This is a genomic window from Plantibacter sp. CFBP 8798, assembly GCF_014841195.1.
Lineage (GTDB): Bacteria > Actinomycetota > Actinomycetes > Actinomycetales > Microbacteriaceae > Plantibacter > Plantibacter auratus.
Window position 1 is genome coordinate 306,667 of record NZ_JACYTS010000004.1, and the last position, 20,279, is coordinate 326,945.

Sequence of the window (20,279 nt, forward strand, 5' to 3'; positions counted from 1 at the left end):
GGAACCGGATCGACGGATCAGCGGCCCTTGCGCTTCTTGCGGCGTTCCCGCGCGAGTTCCTCCTGCTTGGCCTTGCGCGCGGCGAGCTGGGCGCCTCGGCTCGTCCCGGCGGCGGTGCCCTGGGTCGAACCGGCCTTCGGCTTCTTCCGTCGTCTCGCGGCCTGCTGCGGTGCAGGAGCGGCGGCCTGCTCGGTCGGGGCGGACCGTCGCGAGCTGTTGGCCGTGCGTCCGCGCACGATGCCGATGAACTCCTCCACGGCTTCGTCCTCGCGGTCCTGCGGCCAGACCAGCACGACCGGGATCGAAGGAAGATCGGCGATCGGACGGTACTCCACGTCCTTCCGCTGGTGCAGTCGCGCGACCGACTGCGGGACCACGACGATCCCGACCTCGGACGCGGCCAGTTCGACCGCTGCCTCCGGGTCGTCGGTCAACGGGGCCGCCGGGGCGTCGAACCCGAGCACGGCGGCACGTTCGGCCCACTCGAGGACGAGCGGCGTCATGATCAGCTGCTCGTCGGCGAGCGCGGCCATCCCGACCGTGTCCTCGGCTCCGAGTGCAGCGCCCTTGGCGAAGACGACGACGGGGAGTTCCTCGAACAGGGCGATCGTGTTCAGCCCGTCCTGGTCGATCGGGACCCGGGCGAGCACGACGTCCGCCGCACCGGAGGCCAGGACCGCTCGCTGCTCGTCGAGGTCCACTCGGATCAGGCGGAGTTCGTCGTCCGGACGGCGCTCGCTCCAGATGCGCGCCCACTTCCCCGGGTTCACGCCGCGCGCGTAGGCGACGGTCAGCGCCGGCGGGACGATCTCCGGCACCGTGTCGGCACCGATCCCGTCGTCGCCGACCTCGATCCCGTCGACCTGGTCGTCCTGCCTGTCCATCGAAGCCTCCACTGCTCGGCTTGCCACACTACTGCAGCTCAGTCGACGGGTGATCCGGCCGGTTGGGCGAGGACACCGCAGCGAGGTACGCTGAGCGGATGGGTGCGAGCGAACAGATCATGAAACCGGCGACCGCGGCGAAGAAGCTCGGGGTCTACCTGCCGGCGACCCCGGCGTCGTTCCAGGAGGAGCCGATCACGCGGTCGGCGTTCCTCGAACTGCAGGCGAACCCGGCGGACTGGCTCGTCGAGCTCCGCAAGAACGGACCGCACCCGCGGGACGTCGTCGCCCGCAAGCTGGGTGTGTCGACCTCCGGTCTGGCTCGCGCCGAGATCACCGAGGCGTTGACCACCGAACAGATTCAGGAGCTCCTCCGCACGCTGCCCGCCTGGCTCGTGCAGGAGCGCGCCGTCCACGCCGAGGTGAACGCCGAGAACGCCCGGGTCAACGCCAGGAACGCCGAGCGCCGCGCACGATCCGAAGCCGGCGAGTAGCCGTCAGCCGGCGACGATCCGCTTCGCGCCAGCCTCGAACTCAGCCAGATCACCCCGCTCGCCCGAGCGGTACGCGCGGCCGCCCCACCAGCACATGTACGTCAGGAATGCGGCGAGCGCTCCCCCGCCGATGATCATCTTGACCGCCCACGGCCACGGTGCCGGCGTCACGAAGCCCTCGACGAGCCCGGAGACGAAGAGCACGATGACCAGCCCGATGGCGATCGTGAACAGTGCTCGGCCTTCTTCCGCAAGCGCCTGGCCCCTCGTCCGTGGGCCCGGTGCCACCCAGGCCCAGAAGATGCGCAGACCCGCCGCGGCCGCGACGAACACCGCCGTGAGCTCGAGCATGCCGTGCGGGAGGATGTACTCGAAGAACACGTCGCCCTTGCCGTAGGCGAACATGACCCCCGCGGCCTGCCCGACCCCCTGGGCGTTGGTGACGATGATGTACGGGACCCAGACACCGCTGATGCCGAACGCGACGCATTGCGCTGCGATCCACGCGTTGTTCGTCCACACCTGGCCGGCGAAGCTCGCGGCCGGGTTGTTGGAGTAGTAGGCGACGAAGTCGTCCTCGACGTACTGCTTGAGCTGGGCGTCGGTACCGAGGTTCGCGAGGACCTGTGGGTTGCCGGCGATCCACACGGCGTACAGGGTCGCGATGACGACCGTCGCGACCGCGACCGCGAGGGTCACCCATCGGACCCGGTAGAGCGCGGCCGGCAGCGCCAGGACGAAGAACCGCGGGACACTCGACAACACGTTCGCGCTGGCCCCGGTGAACCGGAGGCGCGCCCGCGAGAGCGACACCGAGAGGCGGTCGCCGACGAGGGTCGATCCGGCCGTCGTCTTGATCGCGGAGAGCTGGGTCGCTCCGGCCTGGTAGCGGTCGATCAGCTCGTCGGCCTCCGGCCCGCTGAAGAACCGCTGCTTGCCGAGCGCGTCGAGGCGGTCCCATTCCTGGCGGTGGGCTGCGGAGTAGGCGTCGAGGTCCATCGCAGCCATGCTACGCGGTGGTGGCGCTCCATGGCCGGTCCCCCGCGCATCTGCTTGAATGGAGCACATGTCCGAACCGGCCCGGGTCCCGCTGCACGAGACGACGCTGGACGACGGCACCGAGCTGATCACCGGCGAGGCGGTCGCCCTCGACGTGCGGCCCACCGGATTCATCCTGCGCGCGGCGGGCGCCATCATCGACTACGTGGTGTCGATCCTCGTGTTCGTCGGCCTCATGCTCGCGATGTTCTCCTGGATCCTGTCCGGGGTCGCCATGGACACCGCGATGTTCACCGCCATCGTGCTCGGCCTGACGGTGCTCTGCCTCGTCGTCCTGCCTGCGGCGGTCGAGATCGCCACCCGCGGACGGTCGCTCGGCAGACTGGTCGTCGGTGCCCGCATCGTCCGAGACGACGGGGGTGCACCCGGCTTCCGGCACGCGTTCATCCGTGCCCTCACCGGGTACTTCGAGATCTACGCCACAGCCGGCGGCATCGCCGCACTCACCGGCCTGCTCAGTGCTCGCTCGAAGCGTCTGGGCGACGTGCTCGCCGGGACCTACAGTCAACGTGAGCGTCTGCCGCGGGTGGTGGAGCCCGTCGCGATGATCCCACCGCAGCTCGCCGCTTGGGCCGGCGGTGCCGACGTGGCCCGGCTGCCCGATCCGCTGGCGCGGCGCGTCACCCAGTTCCTCAAGCAGGCCGGATCGCTCACCCCGGCCACGAGGACCCGATTGGCGGCCGAACTCGCGGCAGAGGTGTCCCGATTCGTGTCGCCGCTGCCGATCGCTCCGCCGGAGGCGTTCCTCGTCGGGGTCTCCGTCATCCGCCGGGAACGCGAGTACCAGGCCCAGCTCGCGGCCCGTCAGCGCCTGTCGCTCCTCCAGCCGGTACTCAGCGGTCAGCCGCACCGGTTCCCCGACCGCTGAGGCGGGGAACCGGCGGCACCGCCTAGTAGCGGTAGTGGTCGACCTTGTACGGGCCCTCGACCGGCACGCCGATGTAGTCGGCCTGCTCGCCCGTAAGCGTCGTCAGCTGCACGCCGAGCGCGTCGAGGTGCAGGCGTGCGACCTTCTCGTCGAGGTGCTTCGGCAGCACGTACACGCCGATCGGGTACTCCTCGATCCGCGTCCAGAGCTCGAGCTGTGCGAGCACCTGGTTCGTGAACGAGTTGCTCATCACGAACGAGGGGTGCCCCGTCGCGTTCCCGAGGTTCATGAGTCGTCCCTCGCTGAGCACGAGGACGCTGCGCCCGGTGGGGAGGCGCCACTCGTGGACCTGGGGCTTGATCTCGATCTTCTCGGCGCCCTCGAGCGCCTCGAGGGAGGCCATGTCGATCTCGTTGTCGAAGTGCCCGACGTTCGAGACGATCGCGAGGTGCTTGAGCGCGAGGATGTGGTCGAGGGTGACGACGTTGAAGTTGCCGGTGCACGTCACGATGATGTCGACCTGGTCGGCGACGCTCTCGAGGGTCGCGACCTGGAAGCCGTCCATCGACGCCTGGAGGGCGCAGATCGGGTCGACCTCGGAGACGATGACCCGAGCGCCCTGCCCGCGGAGGGCCTCGGCAGCACCCTTGCCGACGTCGCCGTAGCCGGCGACGAAGACGACCTTGCCACCGATGAGCACGTCGGTCGCGCGGTTGAGGCCGTCCGGCAGCGAGTGCCGGATGCCGTACTTGTTGTCGAACTTGCTCTTCGTGACCGAGTCGTTCACGTTGATCGCGGGGAACAGCAGCTCACCCTGCTTGGCCAGCTCGTAGAGGCGGTGGACACCGGTGGTGGTCTCCTCGGTCACGCCGAGGATGTCGGCGGCGACCTTCGTCCAACGGTCGCTGCTGCCGGCGAGCGAGCGACGGAGCACGTCGAGGACGATGCTGTACTCGTGGCTGTCGGCGTCGGTCGTGTCGGGGACCGCTCCGGCCAGCTCGAACCGACGGCCCTGGTGGACGAGCATGCTCGCGTCGCCACCGTCGTCGAGGATGAGGTTGGGGCCGGTCCACTCGGCTCCGGCCATGGCCGCTTCGGTCGACCAGTCGAAGATCTGCTCGGTGCACCACCAGTACTCTTCGAGCGTCTCGCCCTTCCAGGCGAAGACCGGCACACCGGCCGGTTCCTCGACGGTCCCGTGCGGACCGACGGCGACGGCGGCCGCCGCCTCGTCCTGGGTCGAGAAGATGTTGCAGCTCGCCCAGCGCACCTGGGCACCGAGCGCGACGAGCGTCTCGATGAGCACCGCGGTCTGCACCGTCATGTGCAGCGAACCGGCGATACGGGCGCCGGCGAGCGGCTGGCTCGCGCCGAACTCCTCGCGGAGGGCCATCAGGCCGGGCATCTCGTTCTCGGCGAGGCGGAGTTGGTGTCGGCCGGCCTCGGCGAGCGACAGGTCGGCCACCTTGTAGGGCAGGGTGGTCGTGGGGGCAGACGGTGCGGAAGAACTCATGACGCCATTCTCGCAGACCGTCACGCGTCGTGGACCTTCATGTCGGCCCCGAGATCGGCACGGCGCGGTGGGATGCCGCTGGTCAGGAGCCGTAGCCGACGTCGCCGAGGACGCTGTGCTTCACGACGCTCCAGCCCTGCGGCACGCTCAGCCGCACGGCGTGGATGGAGCACAGGTCGTAGCTGTGCGGGCTCTTCTCGATGCTCAGCGGTCCGAGGACGGCCATCGAGTCACGGTAGTCGTAGGTCAGCGTCGCCACGGGCTCGCGCGAGCAGCCGACCTTCGAACACATCCTGTCCACCATTTGCCCCAGCGTAGCCCGCGGGCGACGGCGGCACCGTCCGGCTCGCCGGTCGAGCGGGTCTGAACCGGGCCGCCGACGACACCTAGACTGGACGCATGGCGCAGGCTGACGAGGAGACGCGAGGCGCCCTCTCGCGCCGCCGATCACGGCACGGTCGCAACGGTCGTTCGAGCGTCGTCGGACCGGACGTTCCACCGATCGACACCCGGATCGACCAGTTCGACCTGACGGTCGCCACCACCGCCGACTACCTCCGCGGAGCCTGGCCCGCCGAACTCGCCGACGTCCGGTTCGAGGTCGGCGCGATGCCCGCGCAGAACTCCGGGACGGACGGCGTCGACCGTTGGTTCGTCGACCGAGCACGCCGACGGATCATCCTGTACCGGTTGCCCATCCAGCGGATGAGCAAGCTCCACCGGAACGACGAGCTGCATCAGCGCATGATGGTGGAGAGCTGCGTGTTCCGCGCCGTCGCCGAGCTCCTCGGCAAGGACCCCTGGGACCTCGGGCCGGAACGCTACCGGTTCCTCTGACCCGAGGCCGCCGCGGTCAGCGCGGGTAGACGCTGATCGGTGCCGCCAGTGGGTTCGGCGGTGTGACCGGCAGCGACGTGAGCCGCCCCGCCGCAGCGAGACTGATCGAGGCGTGGAGGCCGTCGGCCCCGGCGAGGACGTAGCTCTGACCGGCGCCGACGCCGATCGTCACCGCCGCTCCGGCTCCGACCTTCGTCGTGGTCTCCTTGCCGTCAGCCCCCGTCAGCGTGAGTTCGGCCTCGGAGCCAGACGGGTTGAAGACGTGGAGCTTCTGCCCCGGCCCGGTGGGGACCGTGAAGGCTGCGGTGTCATCGAGAGCGGGTGTCGCTCCGAACCAGGCGAAGTCCTCGAGCGTTCCGCCGCGCGAGTTCGTCCTGGCCGCCGCGACCACGGGTCGGGTCGAGGTGACCTCCAGCGAGAACTCACCGGCCGGGAGTTCGGCGAGCGCGATCTCACCGGGAACTCCCGGCTGGATGGTCGCGTCGATGACGATCGGCTCGTCTTTCGCGTTCTCTCGGGTGGCGGTGATGACGACGTCGGCGGGCTCGGATCCCGGCGCGAACAGTCTGAGGGCCGTCGCCCGGTCGTCGACGGACGCCGTGTCGGAGCTCGCCCCGGCGGCCGCCGGGGCCGTGACGACGACGCCCGGGATCACGAGGTCGGTCGACGGCGACGCGGTCGGCCCCTGGACTTCGACACCACCGGGGGTCAGGACGCGGACCGTGCTCTGCTGGAGCGCGGCCACCACCTGGCCGCCCTCGCTCGTCACGTGCACGACCGGGGTCGGCTCGTTGGGTGCGAGGCCGGTGAGGGCGATCACGCGCTGCGTGCCGGTGGCGACGACGATCCCGGCGGCACCCGGAGCGTCGATCCGCCCGGCGGCACCGAAGACCTCGAGGGTCACGTTCGCGTCGACGGCCGACGGGTTGCTCAGGAGGATCAGGGTGGTACGACCGATGTCGCTCGAACCACCGACGAGCCAGCTCTCGGCCGATGCCGGCGTGCAGGCGGCGGCCGCCAGACCGGCGACCTCGGCTTCGGCGGCGATCTGCGACTGCGCGCCACTCAGGGGCGTCACCGTGCCGTCGGTCGCGCCGGGGACGGTGATCACCGTGGGTCCGCCGTCCGCCGCACCGCTCGTGTTGTCGGGTGCTGCCAGCTCACTCGTCGTGGGCGTCACCCCGTTCGCTCCGAAGTCGACACTCGCCGGGCCGAAGGAGCCGGCTGCCGTGGCGGCCGTCGCGTCCTGGGCCAGGGCGAGCAGCGGCCCCGGGCACACGACCGACTGATCGCCGGCCACCGGGGTGACTCGGATGTCCTGAGGGGCGATCTCGACCGTCGGGAGGGGCAGCTGCCCAGCCGCTGCGATCGTGACCGCGGCGATCCCGATCCCGACGAGGCCGGTGACGATCCGACCGGAGGTGATGGCGACTCCGCGCTTACTGGGCATGCGGCTGCTCCGTTCCCGGGGTGTCCCGGCGGGTGGTGTCGGGATCCGGCGTCGTCTCGGTGGAGTCGCTCGGATCCGGATCGGGCACGGCGACATCGCCCGTGGCGACCGCCGGTTCGTCGGGGACCTCGTCGGCTGTGGTGTTCGTGTCGGCGTCGGCGTCTGGAGTCGACCCGGTCACGTCGCGGTCCGTGTCGACGGTGTCGTCCGCGACCGGCACGGTTTCATCGCGAGCGACGGTGTCGTCGGCCGACCCGGTGTCGACGGTCGATGCACGGTCGTCGACGGACTCGGCGTCATCGGCTGGTTCGGCAGTTACCGCCGCGGGCGCGGGCGCCTCGGCGGAGGCCTGACCCCGACGCCACCAGCGCGGCTTGGGCGGGCGGGTCGACGCGTCGGCGGTGTCGGCCGACTCGGATCCCTCCGCCTCGTCGTCGAGATCGGCGGTCGGTTCCTCGTCGTCATAGGTGCCGGTCGCGTCGTCGTCGATCACCGCGACCGTCGCCCCGGAGGCGGCCGCCTTACGAGCGGCACGGCCCTTCAGCTTCGCCGGCTTCCTGGATCCCGCGCGGTACCCGTCGCGGGACGCACCGTTGGGGATGCTCAGGAGCAGGGTGATGAGGAACACGACGCCCAGGCCGACACCGATGAGGGTGCCGAGCACGTTGGACGTGGGGAGCTCGGGGCCGGTGCCGACGTCCGCGACGGTGCGCCAGAGCGTCCCGCTCGTCGTGTCGCCGACGGCGACCAGCGCTGCGTTGGCGTCGAGCGCACTCGTCGCGCGGCCGGCGGTCTGACCCGCCACCGTCTGCTCCTCGCCGTCTGCGACCGGCGACAGCAGCACGAAGGCGATGCCGTGCTCGACGAGGGTCTCCGTCGGGTCCAGTCCGCTCTGCGACGCGAGGTTGCCGGCGAGCTCGGCGACGACGCGGTCGTCCGAGGACACGCCTGGGGCCGTCTGGGCGATCGTCGACTGGCCGTCGAGTGTCTCCCCCTGGCCACGGATGACGACCGCGGTGATGGTCCCGTCGTCGCCGGGCGTGATGACGAGGGTGCCGAGCCGAGGATCGGTCTGCGTCGCGGCCGTCACGTAGGCGGGCAACTGGCGACCGGAGCTCTCGCGGACCACCGAGGTGCCGAGGGGCTGGGCGAGGGCGAGCGGGAGGGCGATCACCGCGGCGGCGAGGACCATGACGAGCGCCGGGACAGCCCGGAACCGCGGGATGCGGTCGAGGCCGAGGGTCGCAGCGCCCACGATCCCGAGCCAGTAGAGGCTGATCGCCGCGCCGGCCCAGACGGGGACGGCCGTTCCGGCGGCGGAGGCGAGGAGGAGATGCGTGGCGAACACCGCCGACACGAGTCCGAGGAACGCCGCGATCAGCAACGGGACGGCCCGTCTGGAGCCCGGGAGGAACAGGGCCAGCAGAGCGACGATCGCGAGTGGCGCGAGCAGCGCGGGTACCACGATGGCGGGAGTCGCACCCGGCAGCCCGAGCGCTGCGCCGAGCTGGCTCCATCCACCCAGGCTGCCGCCGGGGAAGCCGAGGGACAGTTGCCAGCCGGACGCCGCGGACCCGGGCGTCGCGACGCCCGGGTCGGCGAGGAGTCCGAGCCAGTTGTCGCGATGGAGCCCCTGCTGCCAGATGAGCGGGGCGAACAGCGCGATGGCGGGGATCGGGACGAGTCCGACCCTGGCGACACCTCGACCGGCGAAGACCATCGCCACGACCCAGATGACGAGCAACGCCGGGGCGAGGGACGGCGAGCTCGCTGTGATCGCTGCGAACAGGAAGGCGCTCGTGCCGGCTGCGGCCCACGACCGGGACGCGACCACACCCGCGTAGAAGAGCCAGGGCAGCAGGACATGGACGATGACGGCGGCGGGACGACCGTCGGCGAGCGCGGTCAGGAGCGTCGGGGCGAGCGCCCAGAGCAGCGCCGCCACCGCACGAGGACCGCTGCGCTCCGTGAGCCGGGTGGCGGCGAACCAGGCGCCGAGCGCCGAGAGCGGCAGCGCGAGCAGGAAGAGCAGGACCAGGGAGAACGAAGGCTGCCAGAAGGTGATGGTCCCGAGCACCGCGAGGACCGCACTGAACGGGTCGGCGGCACCGACGAAGCCGAGGCCGACGTCGCGCCACCCGAAGCCGATGTGCTGCCAGAGTTCGCCGACGGTCGCCGAGAGCGGGAGGAGTCCCCCACCGGTGAGGTACGTGGCTCCGAGGAGCGGAGCGAGGATCGCCGCTCCGATGACCGCCGTCGCGAGGACGACCCAGGCGCCTCCGCCGGAGAAGAAGCGGAGGTCGCGTTCCTCACCGATGAAGCCGATCTGCGTCGCCTCCCGCGCGAGCGCGCGTTTGCGTCGGACCTCGTCGAGTCGCATCCGCAAGCCGGCGATGCTCGACCAGCCCAAGGTGCGGTTCTTCGCGAGCTGGCGCCGGGCACTCCCGACCTTCGTTCCGGAGAACGCGACGGCGAACGCCGCCGAGAGCTCGCCCAGCACGAGCTCGGGTTGCTTCTTCACGAAGTGGCCGATGACCCGCAGGATGGCGAGGGGCACGAGGCTGAGCCAGTGCACGGGGACCATGATCCCGGGTGCATAGACGAGACGCCGGTGGAGCTGTGCGGCGCGGGCCTGGCGATGGCGACGACGACGCGCGCCGAGCCGGTTCGACCAGGAGGGCCCGGCGATGCCTTCGCCGGCGGAGGCGACCCGCGCCGTCGGCACGACCGCGACCAGGTAGCCCGCGAGGCGGGTCCTGATGCAGAAGTCGAGGGCGTCGTCCGCCACGAGGGCCTGGTCGAAGCCGCCCAACTGGTCCCACAGCTGATGGCGCACGAGCATGCCGGCCGGACCGACCGCCATCACGTCGTTCATCGTGTCGTGCTGGGCCTGGTCGAGCTCGTCCTCGACCACCGGGACCGCCGCCCCGAGGGTGGTGATGGTCTCACCGTAGCGACGGAGGAACGACGCGTCGTCCCAGTCGAGGATCTTCGGGCCGGCCACACCGACGGACGGCGAGACCTCGAGGGCGCCCAACAGGGCCGCGAGCGCCGTCGGCTCGGGAGCCGTGTCCTCGGAGAGCAACCAGAGCATCTGCTCGGCGTCCTCCGGCTGATCGGTGACGCGGACGCCGGCGGCCACAGCTTGCGCGAAGCTGAGGTCCTCGGTCGAGGTCACGAGCTTCATGCCGGGGACGCGACCGAGTTCCTCGATCGTCGCCTCACTCGCGCGGGTGGCGACGGCGATGATCCCGTCCGCCGGACGGGTCTGGGCACGGAGGGCGTCGAGCGTGCGTGCGAGCGGCTCTGAGCCGTCGCGCACCACGAGAATCGCCGTTACTCGGGGAGACATCGGATTCAGACTAAGCGGGTCCGGCCGGAAGAGCGGGAACCGAGCGGGCGCGCCCCGAATCGGGGGTGTTCCGGTGAGTCGGGAGCGGTTCGGTCAGCGTCCGGCGACGGGTCAGACGGCGCGTTTGCGGAGTTTGCGACGCTCGCGTTCGGACAGGCCGCCCCAGATGCCGAAGCGCTCGTCGTTCGCGAGTGCGTACTCGAGGCACTGCGACTTGACGTCGCAGCTGGTGCAGATCCGCTTCGCGTCGCGCGTGGAGCCACCCTTCTCGGGGAAGAACGCCTCAGGGTCGGTCTGCGCGCACAGCGCGTCGGTCTGCCAGGAGAGCTGGGTGTCGTCCTCGCCCTCGGCAGCGGGCTGACGGACGCCGGGGACTCCGAGATTGACCGGATCGACGAACCAGTCGTCGGGTACTCCGGCACGATACTCAGGAATCGCCATACCGTCTCCCCACCTAGTCGTACCCTGCGCCACGCGGCGCGATACATAATTACACCCTTGTAGTTATGGTCGAGTCAAGTCGCACATCGTAAAGCCTCAATCACGAGGTGAGGGTTCGCGACGCGCCGGGTGTGACCCGAACTGGGTGTCGGGGCCTGCCTGGGCGGATCATGCGGTCGCGCGACGTCAGTCGGCGGCGCGCCTGGCCCGCCATGCGCTCTCCACCATCTGGCGCAGATCGTGTCGCATCCGCCAGTCGAGATCGCGAGCTGCGAGCGCACCGGACGCGACGATCCGCGCGGGGTCGCCCGCCCTCCGCGGCATGATCTCGGGGGTGAAGTCGATCCCGGTCACCTCCGCCATCGCGGTCATGATCTCGCCGACGCTCGACCCGTCGCCGCTCCCGAGGTTGTAGGCGGCCTCGAGGGACTCACCCGCATCGAGCCGCTTGGCTGCGGCGACGTGCGCGGCCGCGAGATCCGCGACGTGCAGGTAGTCGCGGACGCAGGTGCCGTCCGGCGTCGGGTAGTCGTCACCGTTGATGCGGGGGGTGCGTCCGGCGAGAAGCGCGTCGAAGACGAGTGGGAAGAGGTTGTGCGGGCTCGTGTCGTAGACCTCGTCCGTCCCGGAACCGACGACGTTGAAGTACCGCAGCGAGGTGTGACGCAGCCCGGTGGCGACACCCTGGTCGCGGAGCAGCCACTCGCCGATGAGCTTGGACTCGCCGTAGGGCGACTCGGGCGCTTTCGGGGTGTCCTCGGTGACCAGGTCGACGTCCGTCGTCCCGTACACCGCGGCGCTCGACGAGAAGACGATGCGCTCCACCCGGTGCTCCTCCATCGCGGCGAGCAGCATCGCGGTGGCCGTGACGTTCTGGGCGTAGGTGTGGAGCGGGCGCTGCACGGAGACACCCGCGTACTTGTACCCGGCGACATGGACGACACCGCTCAGCTCGAACTCGGAGAAGGTGCGCTCGAGGACCGAGCCGTCGAGCAGGGTTCCGCGGACGAACGGCACCCCGGCCGGGACGAAGCGCTCGTGCCCGCTCGACAGGTCGTCGAGGACGACGACGTCGATCCCCTCCGCCTGGAAGGCCCGAACCACATGGGCTCCGATGTATCCGGCTCCGCCCGTCACCAGCCACGCCACGATGCTTCCTCCAGGGAGTCCTCCACCTGCCGTGCTGCAGACGGAGTGACCAGACTACTGGAGGCGCGTGCCCCGTGCGGCGGGGCGGACGGGGACGCGGCGATAGCCGTCCGTCAGGACGGCACGGATGGTCGCGGCGGAGGCGACGACCGCGACGAGGACGATGAGGAAGCCGACGACGAGTGCGATGATGGACATGTCTGAAACTCTAGGAATAGCGAAAAACTGCCACCAGTGGCAGGATGGACGCAAAGCAGCACATTCCTGCCAAATCGATCATCCGGAGGTCCCATGCTGTCGAAGGTCGCCCTGCTCGCCATTCCGGGGCTGCAACCGTTCGAGTTCAGCGTCGTCTGCGAGGTCTTCGGCATCGACCGGTCGGACCAGGGCGGTCCCGCCTTCGACCTCCGCATCGTCACGAAGGACCCAGGTCCGGTCCGGATGAACCTGAGCGACGACGGTGCGCGGGGCTTCGACATGATCGTCGACGACGACCTGTCCTTCGCGGCCGAGGCGGACCTCGTGGTGATCACCGGTCGTGGCGGATCGCGTGGCGGAGCGGTCGACGAGGCCTACCTCGGCGTCCTCCGAGCGGCGGAGGCGCGGGGTGCCTGGGTCCTCAGCGTGTGCAGCGGGTCGTTCGTCCTCGGTCAGGCGGGGCTGCTCGACGGTCGCCGCAGCACGACCCACTGGATGTACACCAGCGAGCAGCAGACCATGTTCCCGGGAACCACCGTCGACCCCGACGTGCTGTTCGTCGAGGACCGCAAGGTCATCACGGGCGCGGGGACCGCTGCCGGCATCGACGCGTGTCTGCACCTGGTACGACAGGAGTACGGCGCGGCGAGCGCCAACGTCATCGCCCGCCGGATGGTCGTCCCGCCACAGCGCGACGGCGGTCAGGCCCAGTACGTCCTCTCCCCCGTCGCGGCGCAGCAGTGCGAGTCGCTCGCCCCGGTCGTCGACTGGATGCTCGACCACCTCGCCGAGGACCTGCCCATCGGGCGTCTCGCGCGGCAGGCGCACATGTCCGAGCGGACCTTCGCGCGCCGCTTCCGCTCGGAGCTCGGCAGCACGCCGGCCGCTTGGTTGAACCGGCAACGCCTGTTCCGAGCGCAGGAGATGCTCGAACGCACCGACCACGGTGTCGAGCGGATCGCTGCGGACACCGGGTTCGGCACCGCGGCGGTCCTCCGTCATCACTTCGACCGCGTCCTCGGCACCACGCCCGCCGCCTACCGGCGGAGTTTCGGGATGCGGGAGAGCGCCTGAGCTGCGTGGACCGGACCAGTCGGCCGGGCGGTCAGCCCTGGGTCGTCGCGAGGAAGAGGGTCCCGGTCCCGGAGAAGCGCAGTTCCGCCTCGTCGGGCGTGATGAAGGCGTAGCCACCTCGAGCGAGCTCCACCGACGAGGTGGCTCCGGTGATCCGCACCGAACCGTCGGTCACGATCGCGATGCCGGGTCCGGGGAGGTGGAACGAGGGATCCTGCTCGGACGGCTCTGCGGGCAGATCCACCCGCAGCAGCTCGAAGTCCGGCACGTCCGGGACGAAGAGGCTGCGTCCCCCACCCAGGTCCGTCGGGGTCAGCCACGGCACCGGCCGCGGCTCGAACTCCAGGACCTCGAGCAGCTCGGGCACGTCGACGTGCTTCGGCGTGAGCCCGCCGCGCAGGACGTTGTCGCTCGCGGCCATGAGCTCGACGCCGATCCCCCTGAGGTAGGCGTGGATGTTGCCGGCGGGGAGGTAGAGCGCTTCGCCGGCTCGCAACGTGACGAGGTTGAGGAGCAGGGCGACCGCGATGCCGGGATCGCCCGGATACTCCTCCGCGAGCCGCCCGACCAGGGCCCGCTCGGCGTCGAATGCACCCGACCCGGGAGCCACGGCGGACGCGACGAGGGCGTCGAGCAGCCCGCCGGGGAGCTGTTCGAGCAGGATCCGCACGGTGTCGCGGAGCCCGTCGGGGGCGGCCAGCATCCCGCGGAGCATCGTGATGCGCGCTGCCGCAGCCGGATCGGGTGCCGAGGCCACCAGCTCGACGAGCAGCGCATCGGTCGCGGCGAGTTCGCGGAAGCCGCAGAGCGCCTCGAAGCCGTCCCGGAGCGCGACGATGAGTTCCGGCTTGTGGAGCGCGTCCTTGTAGTTGCGGTGCGGAGCGTCGAGCGGCACACCTCGCGCGTTCTCGGCGGCGAAGCCCGCGGCGGCCCGGTGCAGGTCGGGGTGGGCCTGCAGCGAGAGCGGATGGGCCGCTGCGAGGACCTTGAGGAGGAACGGCAGCGAGCCGTGCCCGCCGAGCGCGGCGGGATCGGCGGCGAGCCAGCTTTCGAGATCAGCGTGCCCTCCCACCCTCGGCGGATCCGCGATCGGCGTCGGAGCCCCGGGGTGTGCGCCGAGCCAGAGTTCCGCCTCCGGGCGTCCCGAGGGCTCGGACCCGAGCACCTCCGCGATCGCCGTCGACGACCCCCACGCGTAGTCACGAGGAGTGGCACGGAGCGGCACGAACATGGTGGGGCCCTTTCGACGGACGAGGGTGACGCGCCAGCCGGACTCTGGGGCCGCTTGGCGTCGTCCTACAAGCCGTGCGACGCGGTCGCCCGGCACCGTGCACCAAACTACCAAGCCGTTGTCCGCGCCGAGCACACCTGCCTAGGCTGGCCGGGACGCCGATCCGGCGCCAGCGGACGCAATGGAGCAACGGACCATGATCTTCGAACCCCTCGCCAGCGACTTCTACGGCTTCGAGAGCCTCCTGACGGCTCCCGAGCAGGAGGCCATCGCCCGCCTCCGAGCCTGGGCCGAGACCGAGGCGAAGCCGATCGTGAACGAGTACTGGGAGCGGGCCGAGTTCCCGACGCACCTCATCACCCCGCTCCTCGAGCTCGACGTCGCCAGGTGGGCCTGGCCGGAGACGACGCCGTTCGAGAACAGCGCCGTGTTCCGCGGCCTCGCCTCGATGGAGCTCTCCCGGATCGACGCGTCGATCTCCACCTTCGTCGGCGTGCAGGACGGTCTCACCATGGGATCGATCAGTGAGTGCGGCTCGCAGGAGCAGCAGGACGAGTGGCTCCCGAAGCTCGCCTCGGGCGAGGTCCTCGGTGCGTTCGGCCTCACCGAGCCGCAGTCGGGGTCGGACAGCGCACAGGGGCTTCGCACCACGGCCACGAGGGACGGCGACGACTGGATCCTGTCCGGCTCCAAACGGTGGATCGGCAACGCGACCTTCAGTGACATCACGATCATCTGGGCGAAGGACACGGCCGACGGTCAGGTGAAGGGCTTCATCGTGCCGACCGACTCCCCCGGCTACTCCGCGACCAAGATCGAGGGCAAGATCAGCCTGCGCATGGTGCAGAACGCCGACATCACCCTCGAGGACGTCCGGGTCCCCGAGCGCCTCCGGCTGCAGCACGCGAACTCCTTCCGCGACACGGCGAAGGTCCTGCGGCTCACCCGCGCCGGCGTCGCCTGGTCGAGTGTCGGCGTCGCTGTCGGCGCGTACGAGGCGGCGGTCGCCTACGCCAAGGAGCGCGTGCAGTTCGGCAAGCCGATCGCGGGCCACCAGCTGATCCAGGACCTCCTCTCGAAGTGCCTCGGGAACATCACGGCATCGATGGCGATGTGCGTCCGGGTCTCGCAGATGCTCGACGAGGGCACCCAGCGCGACGAGCACTCCGCGCTCGCCAAGGCGTTCTGCACCGCGCGGATGCGCGAGACGGTCGCCTGGGCACGGGAGATCATGGGCGGGAACGGCATCGTGCTGGACTACCACGCCGCCCGGTTCTTCGCGGATGCCGAAGCCCTCTACAGCTATGAGGGCACGCGGGAGATGAACGCGCTCATCGTCGGGCGGGCCATCACCGGCACTGCGGCGTTCGTCTGACCACCGCGCTCGACGAGGGCCTGGGTGGCGGCCGCAGCCGCTACCCTGGGGGCACGATGCTGTCCACCGAACCCGCCCCGCCCCGCCCGCCGGCAGCGCTGACGACACGCGCGCTCGTCGTCAGGCACGTCGCCGTGTTCGCGACGTTCGCGGTCCTCGCCGGGACGTTCTGGACGAACCTCTTCACCATCTGGGGGTACACGGCGGTGGCCCTGGTCTCAGGCGGCGCCGCGCTCGCGTGCCTGATGGTCGTCCGCCCGAAGTGGCGGCGCACCCGGGTGCCGTGGTCACTCGTCGGGTACGGGGCGCTGTCGATCGTCTCGCTCGCCTGGTCCGCTTACCCCAGCGGCACAGCCGCGACCCTGCTCGGTGCGGCGCTCTGCACCATCCTCGGCGTGACCCTCGCCGGCTGCTTCACCTGGCCCGAGGTCATCCGGGTCCTCGGACGTGCCGTGACGTGGGTGCTGTCACTCTCCCTCCTCTTCGAGTTCGTCGTCGCGGCGATCATCCGGCACCCGGTGCTCCCCAACTTCTACGCCGGTGACGCGGCGGACCCGCCGTTGCTCGACTACTGGTCGCGGGACCTCCTGTTCTCCGGAGGACGCATCCAGGGCATCTCGGGGAACGCCAACCTCCTCGCCGTGGTGGCGCTGCTCGGGATCATCGTCTTCGGGCTCCGGCTGGCGGCGCGACGCGACGAGCCCGGCGCAGCCAGGCTGGCCGGCCCCGAACGTCGCTGGACCCTGCTCATCCGCCTCGGTCTCTCCGTCGTGATGTTCCTCCTGAGCTTCTCGACCACCATCCTGCTCGCCGCCGTGGTGACGGCGGTGGTCCTCGCCGCTGCACTCGCGATCCGTCGGGCACCTCGCCCGGAGGCGAGGACACCGGTGTACCTCGGCTTCCTCGGCATCGGGGTCGTCGGCGCGGTGGGAGCGGTCGTCTTCCGGACGCAACTCCTCGGCCTCCTCGGGAAGAGCCCGGACCTCACCGGTCGACTCGACATCTGGGCGACCGTCTGGCGCCTCATCGAACAGCGGCCGGTCTTCGGTTGGGGCTTCTCGAGCCCGTGGGCACCGTGGGAGCCGCTCTTCACCGACCTCGTCATCCGACGCGGCGTCCGACAGCTCCAGGCGCACAACGCCTGGCTCGACGTCTGGTTCCAACTCGGCATCGTCGGCCTCGTGCTCTTCGCCGCGGTCGTCCTGTCCATGTTGACCCGCACCTGGTTCCTGGCCGTCGACCGTCCGCGCGTCGACCTCGACGCACATCGGCCGTACACGGCTCTCTCGCTCGCTCCCGTCCTCATCGCGGTCTCTCTCGTCGTGCAGTCGGTCGCGGAGAGTCGACTGCTCATCGAATCCGGCTGGGTCCTCCTCGTGCTCCTCGTCGTGAAGACGAAGCAGGAACCTGCCTGGCCGATCCCCACCGTCGCAGCCTCGTCCGACCTCGCACTCGCGCACCGCCGCGACGTCGTCGACGGATGAGCCCGGCGTGAGACCGGCGGACTTCGACGCGTTCTCCGTCGCCGCGCGCGTCCTGTCGTCTGCGCCGTTGGCCGCCGCGTTCGCCACCATCGCCGTCGCGACCGCCTTCGGTGAGCACCTCGTCACGAGCCTGATCGGTGTCGCCGGGTTCAGCGCGATGCTCGTGGGCCTCGCGACGATCGGTACGGGCATCCTCCTCGCACGCCTCCCCATCATCGAGTGGCGTGGCCTCCTGCCGATATCAGTCCTGCTGTTCCTCGCCTGGAGCGCGCTGTCGCTGGTGTGGAGCGCCACGCCGCTCGCGACCGTGCCCGCTATCGGCGGACAGCTCGCGTGGGCCTTCATCGCCATCGTGATCGCGCTGACCCGCGACACCATCCAGATCGTCCGGGCGACGGGCACCGCCTTCCGAGCGCTCCTCGGCACCTCACTGGCACTCGAGGTCGTGAGCGGCGTCCTCATCGACACCCCGCTGCCGTTCCTCGGGATCAGCGGGAACCTCGCCTTCGGTGGCCCGTTGGAGGGGGTCTTCGGAAGCCGGAGCGCTCTCGGCATCACGGCTCTGCTCGGTCTTGTCACCTTCGTCGTCGAATGGCGGACCCGTTCCGTGCGTCATGGGGTGACGATCGGGTCCATCGCCCTCGCCTCCGGGCTCATCCTCGGCACCCGCTCGCCGAGCATCGCGCTCCTCGCCGCGACCCTCGGCATCGCGACCGCCGTGCTCTACGTCTTCCGGCAACTCCGTCCGGAACTGCGCCGCACCTGGCAGTTCGTCCTCCTCACCGTCCTCGCGCTCGTCGGCCTCATCGGGTACTTCTTCCGATCCGAGGTGTTCCGCGTCCTCGGTCTCGGACTCGAGATCGAGCAGCGTTACGCACTCTGGCAGGAGACCCTGCGACGCCTGGCCCCGAGCGAGATCAACGGCTGGGGATGGACGGGTGGCTGGGTCTCCGATGCGGTCCCGTACCGGTTCATCGACGCGGGCCTCGGCCGCGCGAACGACTCGGCACTGAACGCCTACCTGGACGTTTACCTGCAGCTCGGACTGATCGGGCTCGCCCTGTTCCTCCTCCTCGGCGGCCTGGCGCTCGTGCGGACCTGGCTCATCGCGACCAATCGGCGCAGCGTCGTGCACGTCTGGGCTGCGCTCATCGTCGTGACCCTGCTCGCATCGGGCGCCGCGGAGAGCAGCCTGCTGCTGAGCGGCGGCTGGCTGCTCCTCGTGGTCTGCGCGGTCATCGGTGCCGGCGGGCTGAGCTGGCGGCACAGGCTCCCCGAACGCTGAACCCGGCCCGCGCGGATCCGGATCACCGTGCATCGGTTCCCGGGGCGACGACCGCTCGCACCGTCTGCGCGAGGATCTTCAGATCGATCGCGGCCGACCGGTTCTCCACGTAGTACAGGTCGAGGTCGACCGAGTCGTCCCAGGAGAGGTTGGACCGCCCGCTGACCTGCCACAGCCCGCTCATACCCGGCTTCGCCAGGAGTCGTCGCTGGGCGAGCAGATCGTAGCGTTCGACCTCCCATCCACGGTGCGGCCGCGGGCCGACGAGGCTCATCGAACCGCCCAGGACGTTCAACAACTGCGGGAGCTCGTCGAGCGAATACTTCCGGAGGATCCGTCCGACCGGGGTCACGAGCGGGTTGTCCGGAGCCTTCGAGAGCAGTTCGTCCGCATGCTGCTGCACGGCGAGGGCCGCGCCGGTGTCGGCGTCTGCGGCCATCGAGCGGAACTTCAGGATCTGGAAGGGGCGGCCGCGCAGGCCGACGCGCTCCTGCCGGTACAGCACGGTCCCCCGACTCGTCGTCTTCACCGCGAGCGCGACCGCGAGCATGACCGGGGCCAGCAGCAGGAGCAGCGTCGCGGAACCGACGACGTCGAACGCCCGCTTCGCCGCCGCCTCGAGCCGGGACAACTCCAGGTGGTCGACGTGGATGAGCGGGATGCCTGCCACCGCCTGGAGGTACAGGCGGGTCGAGGCCACCCCCGTGAGCGTCGGCGCGATGATGAACTTCACCCCGCGCTCGCTGAGGTCCCAACCGAGGCGGCGGAGCTCGGTGGGGGTGAGTTCGACGGGGCCGACGAGGATCACCGTGTCCGCTTGGACCTCCTCGGCGGCATCGACGATCGACGGTCGTCCGCTGAGGACCGGGGCATCCACGATGCGGTCGTCGTCGACGATGCCCGGGGTCGCGACACCGACCACCCGATGCCCGGCCCAGTCGCCCCTGCGCATGCGCTCGGCGACGTGCACCGCGTGGTCTCGGTCACCCACGAGCAGCGTGCGGTAGACGAGTGCGCTTCCGCGTCGCCGCGCACGGAGGTGTCGACGGGCGCCCCATCGGACCGCCAGCAGGAGGGCGACTCCGAGCGGCATGGCGGTGAGCAGGAACCCGCGTCCGATCTCGAGCTTGAGGAGGTAGGACGCCATCGCCACCGTGCCGAAGACCGTCGTCGTCACGACCACGACCCGTCGATACGGCGTCCAACCGTCCGCCAGGACCCGCGGGTGGCGCGATCGGGCCGCGGCCAGGGGCGACCACCACGCGACGGCGAGCGCGAGGGTGACCGCCGGGTATCCGAGGTGTAGGCGTCCGAACGGCCCCGCGACCTCCACGGTCCCGCGCCAGTACGCGTCCCACCACAGGAGCTGGGTCACGGTGAGCGCCAGGGTGACGGCCAGGAGGTCGAGGACGAGGACCATGCGCGAGCACCGTCGCTCCCAGCAGCGGCGGGCTTCGACGAAGGGCATGACGGTGGCCTCCCTGGGGATGTTCTGGTGTGCATCGGATCGAGCAGCGGCGCGCACGGGTCGCGGCGGGCGAGGTCGATCGCCGGAGCGCGAGACGACCCGGCGACAATCGAGCAT

At 70.5% G+C, this 20,279-nt stretch carries 18 protein-coding genes; 7 read left to right on the forward strand and 11 right to left on the reverse strand.

Translation table 11 applies throughout. From position 1 onward, the window contains the following. Positions 1–17: 17 nt before the first annotated feature. The gene (locus IFU30_RS19060; RefSeq protein WP_192006743.1) at positions 18–884 is read right to left on the reverse strand and encodes a LysR family substrate-binding domain-containing protein; all 867 of its coding nucleotides are present in this window, start codon (positions 882–884) and stop codon (positions 18–20) included. A 98-nt stretch (positions 885–982) separates the two neighbouring features. Here IFU30_RS19060 and IFU30_RS19065 point away from each other — a divergent pair, with 98 nt between their 5' ends. After that, positions 983–1,378: a DUF5997 family protein gene (locus IFU30_RS19065; protein ID WP_056012681.1), complete on the forward strand. Its 396-nt coding sequence runs from the start codon at positions 983–985 to the stop codon at positions 1,376–1,378. Positions 1,379–1,381: 3 nt separating this feature from the next. On the opposite strand, the gene IFU30_RS19070 is transcribed toward IFU30_RS19065, so the two are convergent. Then, positions 1,382–2,377, reverse strand: coding sequence for a stage II sporulation protein M (locus IFU30_RS19070; RefSeq protein WP_192006746.1), 996 nt, complete (start codon positions 2,375–2,377; stop codon positions 1,382–1,384). Between the two features lie 67 nt (positions 2,378–2,444). Between IFU30_RS19070 and IFU30_RS19075 the strand changes: the two genes are divergently transcribed. Then, positions 2,445–3,305 carry an RDD family protein gene (locus IFU30_RS19075; RefSeq protein WP_085513390.1) on the forward strand — a complete coding sequence of 287 codons (861 nt, stop codon included), beginning with the start codon at positions 2,445–2,447 and terminating at the stop codon, positions 3,303–3,305. A 22-nt stretch (positions 3,306–3,327) separates the two neighbouring features. Here IFU30_RS19075 and ahcY read toward each other — a convergent pair whose 3' ends face one another. Beyond that, complete coding sequence (gene ahcY / locus IFU30_RS19080; protein ID WP_192006748.1) at positions 3,328–4,818, reverse strand: adenosylhomocysteinase; 1,491 nt, start codon at positions 4,816–4,818, stop codon at positions 3,328–3,330. 82 nt (positions 4,819–4,900) lie between these two features. Continuing rightward, positions 4,901–5,110 (reverse strand): DUF3499 family protein, encoded by a 210-nt coding sequence (locus IFU30_RS19085; protein ID WP_369808449.1) that lies wholly within the window; start codon positions 5,108–5,110, stop codon positions 4,901–4,903. Between the two features lie 107 nt (positions 5,111–5,217). On the opposite strand from IFU30_RS19085, the gene IFU30_RS19090 reads away from it, so the two are divergent. After that, positions 5,218–5,655, forward strand: a complete 438-nt coding sequence (locus IFU30_RS19090) for a metallopeptidase family protein (RefSeq protein ID WP_064295223.1) — start codon at positions 5,218–5,220, stop codon at positions 5,653–5,655. A gap of 16 nt (positions 5,656–5,671) precedes the next feature. Here the strand turns inward: IFU30_RS19090 and IFU30_RS19095 are convergent, their stop codons facing one another. The 5 genes from IFU30_RS19095 to IFU30_RS19115 all read right to left on the reverse strand — a co-directional run bounded on the left by IFU30_RS19095 (position 5,672) and on the right by IFU30_RS19115 (position 12,245). Then, positions 5,672–7,105, reverse strand: a complete 1,434-nt coding sequence (locus tag IFU30_RS19095; RefSeq protein ID WP_192006749.1) for a DUF5719 family protein — start codon at positions 7,103–7,105, stop codon at positions 5,672–5,674. Continuing rightward, on the reverse strand, positions 7,095–10,457 hold the full coding sequence (locus tag IFU30_RS19100; protein ID WP_192006750.1) for a glycosyltransferase: 3,363 nt from the start codon (positions 10,455–10,457) through the stop codon (positions 7,095–7,097). The genes IFU30_RS19095 and IFU30_RS19100 overlap by 11 nt, the downstream gene beginning before the upstream one ends. 111 nt (positions 10,458–10,568) lie before the next feature. After that, complete coding sequence (locus IFU30_RS19105; RefSeq protein ID WP_079002812.1) at positions 10,569–10,898, reverse strand: WhiB family transcriptional regulator; 330 nt, start codon at positions 10,896–10,898, stop codon at positions 10,569–10,571. Between the two features lie 186 nt (positions 10,899–11,084). Beyond that, complete coding sequence (galE, locus tag IFU30_RS19110; protein WP_159879353.1) at positions 11,085–12,047, reverse strand: UDP-glucose 4-epimerase GalE; 963 nt, start codon at positions 12,045–12,047, stop codon at positions 11,085–11,087. A gap of 54 nt (positions 12,048–12,101) precedes the next feature. Further along, positions 12,102–12,245 carry a hypothetical protein gene (locus IFU30_RS19115; protein ID WP_159879355.1) on the reverse strand — a complete coding sequence of 48 codons (144 nt, stop codon included), beginning with the start codon at positions 12,243–12,245 and terminating at the stop codon, positions 12,102–12,104. Between the two features lie 93 nt (positions 12,246–12,338). Here IFU30_RS19115 and IFU30_RS19120 point away from each other — a divergent pair, with 93 nt between their 5' ends. Further along, positions 12,339–13,319 (forward strand): GlxA family transcriptional regulator, encoded by a 981-nt coding sequence (locus IFU30_RS19120; protein WP_192006752.1) that lies wholly within the window; start codon positions 12,339–12,341, stop codon positions 13,317–13,319. A gap of 31 nt (positions 13,320–13,350) precedes the next feature. Here the strand turns inward: IFU30_RS19120 and manA are convergent, their stop codons facing one another. Further along, entirely contained in the window at positions 13,351–14,550 is a 1,200-nt protein-coding gene (gene manA / locus IFU30_RS19125) for a mannose-6-phosphate isomerase, class I (protein WP_192006754.1), read from the reverse strand. A 196-nt stretch (positions 14,551–14,746) separates the two neighbouring features. Between manA and IFU30_RS19130 the strand changes: the two genes are divergently transcribed. The 3 genes from IFU30_RS19130 to IFU30_RS19140 are packed head-to-tail and all read left to right on the forward strand — an operon-like array spanning position 14,747 to position 18,694. Then, positions 14,747–15,925: an acyl-CoA dehydrogenase family protein gene (locus IFU30_RS19130; RefSeq protein ID WP_192006756.1), complete on the forward strand. Its 1,179-nt coding sequence runs from the start codon at positions 14,747–14,749 to the stop codon at positions 15,923–15,925. A gap of 56 nt (positions 15,926–15,981) precedes the next feature. After that, the gene (locus IFU30_RS19135) at positions 15,982–17,409 is read left to right on the forward strand and encodes an O-antigen ligase family protein (protein ID WP_192006758.1); all 1,428 of its coding nucleotides are present in this window, start codon (positions 15,982–15,984) and stop codon (positions 17,407–17,409) included. Between the two features lie 7 nt (positions 17,410–17,416). After that, positions 17,417–18,694 (forward strand): O-antigen ligase family protein, encoded by a 1,278-nt coding sequence (locus IFU30_RS19140; RefSeq protein WP_192006760.1) that lies wholly within the window; start codon positions 17,417–17,419, stop codon positions 18,692–18,694. A 22-nt stretch (positions 18,695–18,716) separates the two neighbouring features. Here the strand turns inward: IFU30_RS19140 and IFU30_RS19145 are convergent, their stop codons facing one another. Beyond that, on the reverse strand, positions 18,717–20,162 hold the full coding sequence (locus IFU30_RS19145) for a sugar transferase (protein WP_192006762.1): 1,446 nt from the start codon (positions 20,160–20,162) through the stop codon (positions 18,717–18,719). Positions 20,163–20,279 lie beyond the last annotated feature (117 nt).

Bases quoted from the DNA above. Each gene is read 5' to 3' on its own strand.
- IFU30_RS19060 (WP_192006743.1), bottom strand. From the start codon at position 884: ATGGACAGGCAGGACGACCAGGTCGACGGGATCGAGGTCGGCGACGAC.
- IFU30_RS19065 (WP_056012681.1), top strand. From the start codon at position 983: ATGGGTGCGAGCGAACAGATCATGAAACCGGCGACCGCGGCGAAGAAG.
- IFU30_RS19070 (WP_192006746.1), bottom strand. From the start codon at position 2,377: ATGGACCTCGACGCCTACTCCGCAGCCCACCGCCAGGAATGGGACCGC.
- IFU30_RS19075 (WP_085513390.1), top strand. From the start codon at position 2,445: ATGTCCGAACCGGCCCGGGTCCCGCTGCACGAGACGACGCTGGACGAC.
- ahcY (WP_192006748.1), bottom strand. From the start codon at position 4,818: ATGAGTTCTTCCGCACCGTCTGCCCCCACGACCACCCTGCCCTACAAG.
- IFU30_RS19085 (WP_369808449.1), bottom strand. From the start codon at position 5,110: ATGTGTTCGAAGGTCGGCTGCTCGCGCGAGCCCGTGGCGACGCTGACC.
- IFU30_RS19090 (WP_064295223.1), top strand. From the start codon at position 5,218: ATGGCGCAGGCTGACGAGGAGACGCGAGGCGCCCTCTCGCGCCGCCGA.
- IFU30_RS19095 (WP_192006749.1), bottom strand. From the start codon at position 7,105: ATGCCCAGTAAGCGCGGAGTCGCCATCACCTCCGGTCGGATCGTCACC.
- IFU30_RS19100 (WP_192006750.1), bottom strand. From the start codon at position 10,457: ATGTCTCCCCGAGTAACGGCGATTCTCGTGGTGCGCGACGGCTCAGAG.
- IFU30_RS19105 (WP_079002812.1), bottom strand. From the start codon at position 10,898: ATGGCGATTCCTGAGTATCGTGCCGGAGTACCCGACGACTGGTTCGTC.
- IFU30_RS19115 (WP_159879355.1), bottom strand. From the start codon at position 12,245: ATGTCCATCATCGCACTCGTCGTCGGCTTCCTCATCGTCCTCGTCGCG.
- IFU30_RS19120 (WP_192006752.1), top strand. From the start codon at position 12,339: ATGCTGTCGAAGGTCGCCCTGCTCGCCATTCCGGGGCTGCAACCGTTC.
- manA (WP_192006754.1), bottom strand. From the start codon at position 14,550: ATGTTCGTGCCGCTCCGTGCCACTCCTCGTGACTACGCGTGGGGGTCG.
- IFU30_RS19130 (WP_192006756.1), top strand. From the start codon at position 14,747: ATGATCTTCGAACCCCTCGCCAGCGACTTCTACGGCTTCGAGAGCCTC.
- IFU30_RS19135 (WP_192006758.1), top strand. From the start codon at position 15,982: ATGCTGTCCACCGAACCCGCCCCGCCCCGCCCGCCGGCAGCGCTGACG.
- IFU30_RS19145 (WP_192006762.1), bottom strand. From the start codon at position 20,162: ATGCCCTTCGTCGAAGCCCGCCGCTGCTGGGAGCGACGGTGCTCGCGC.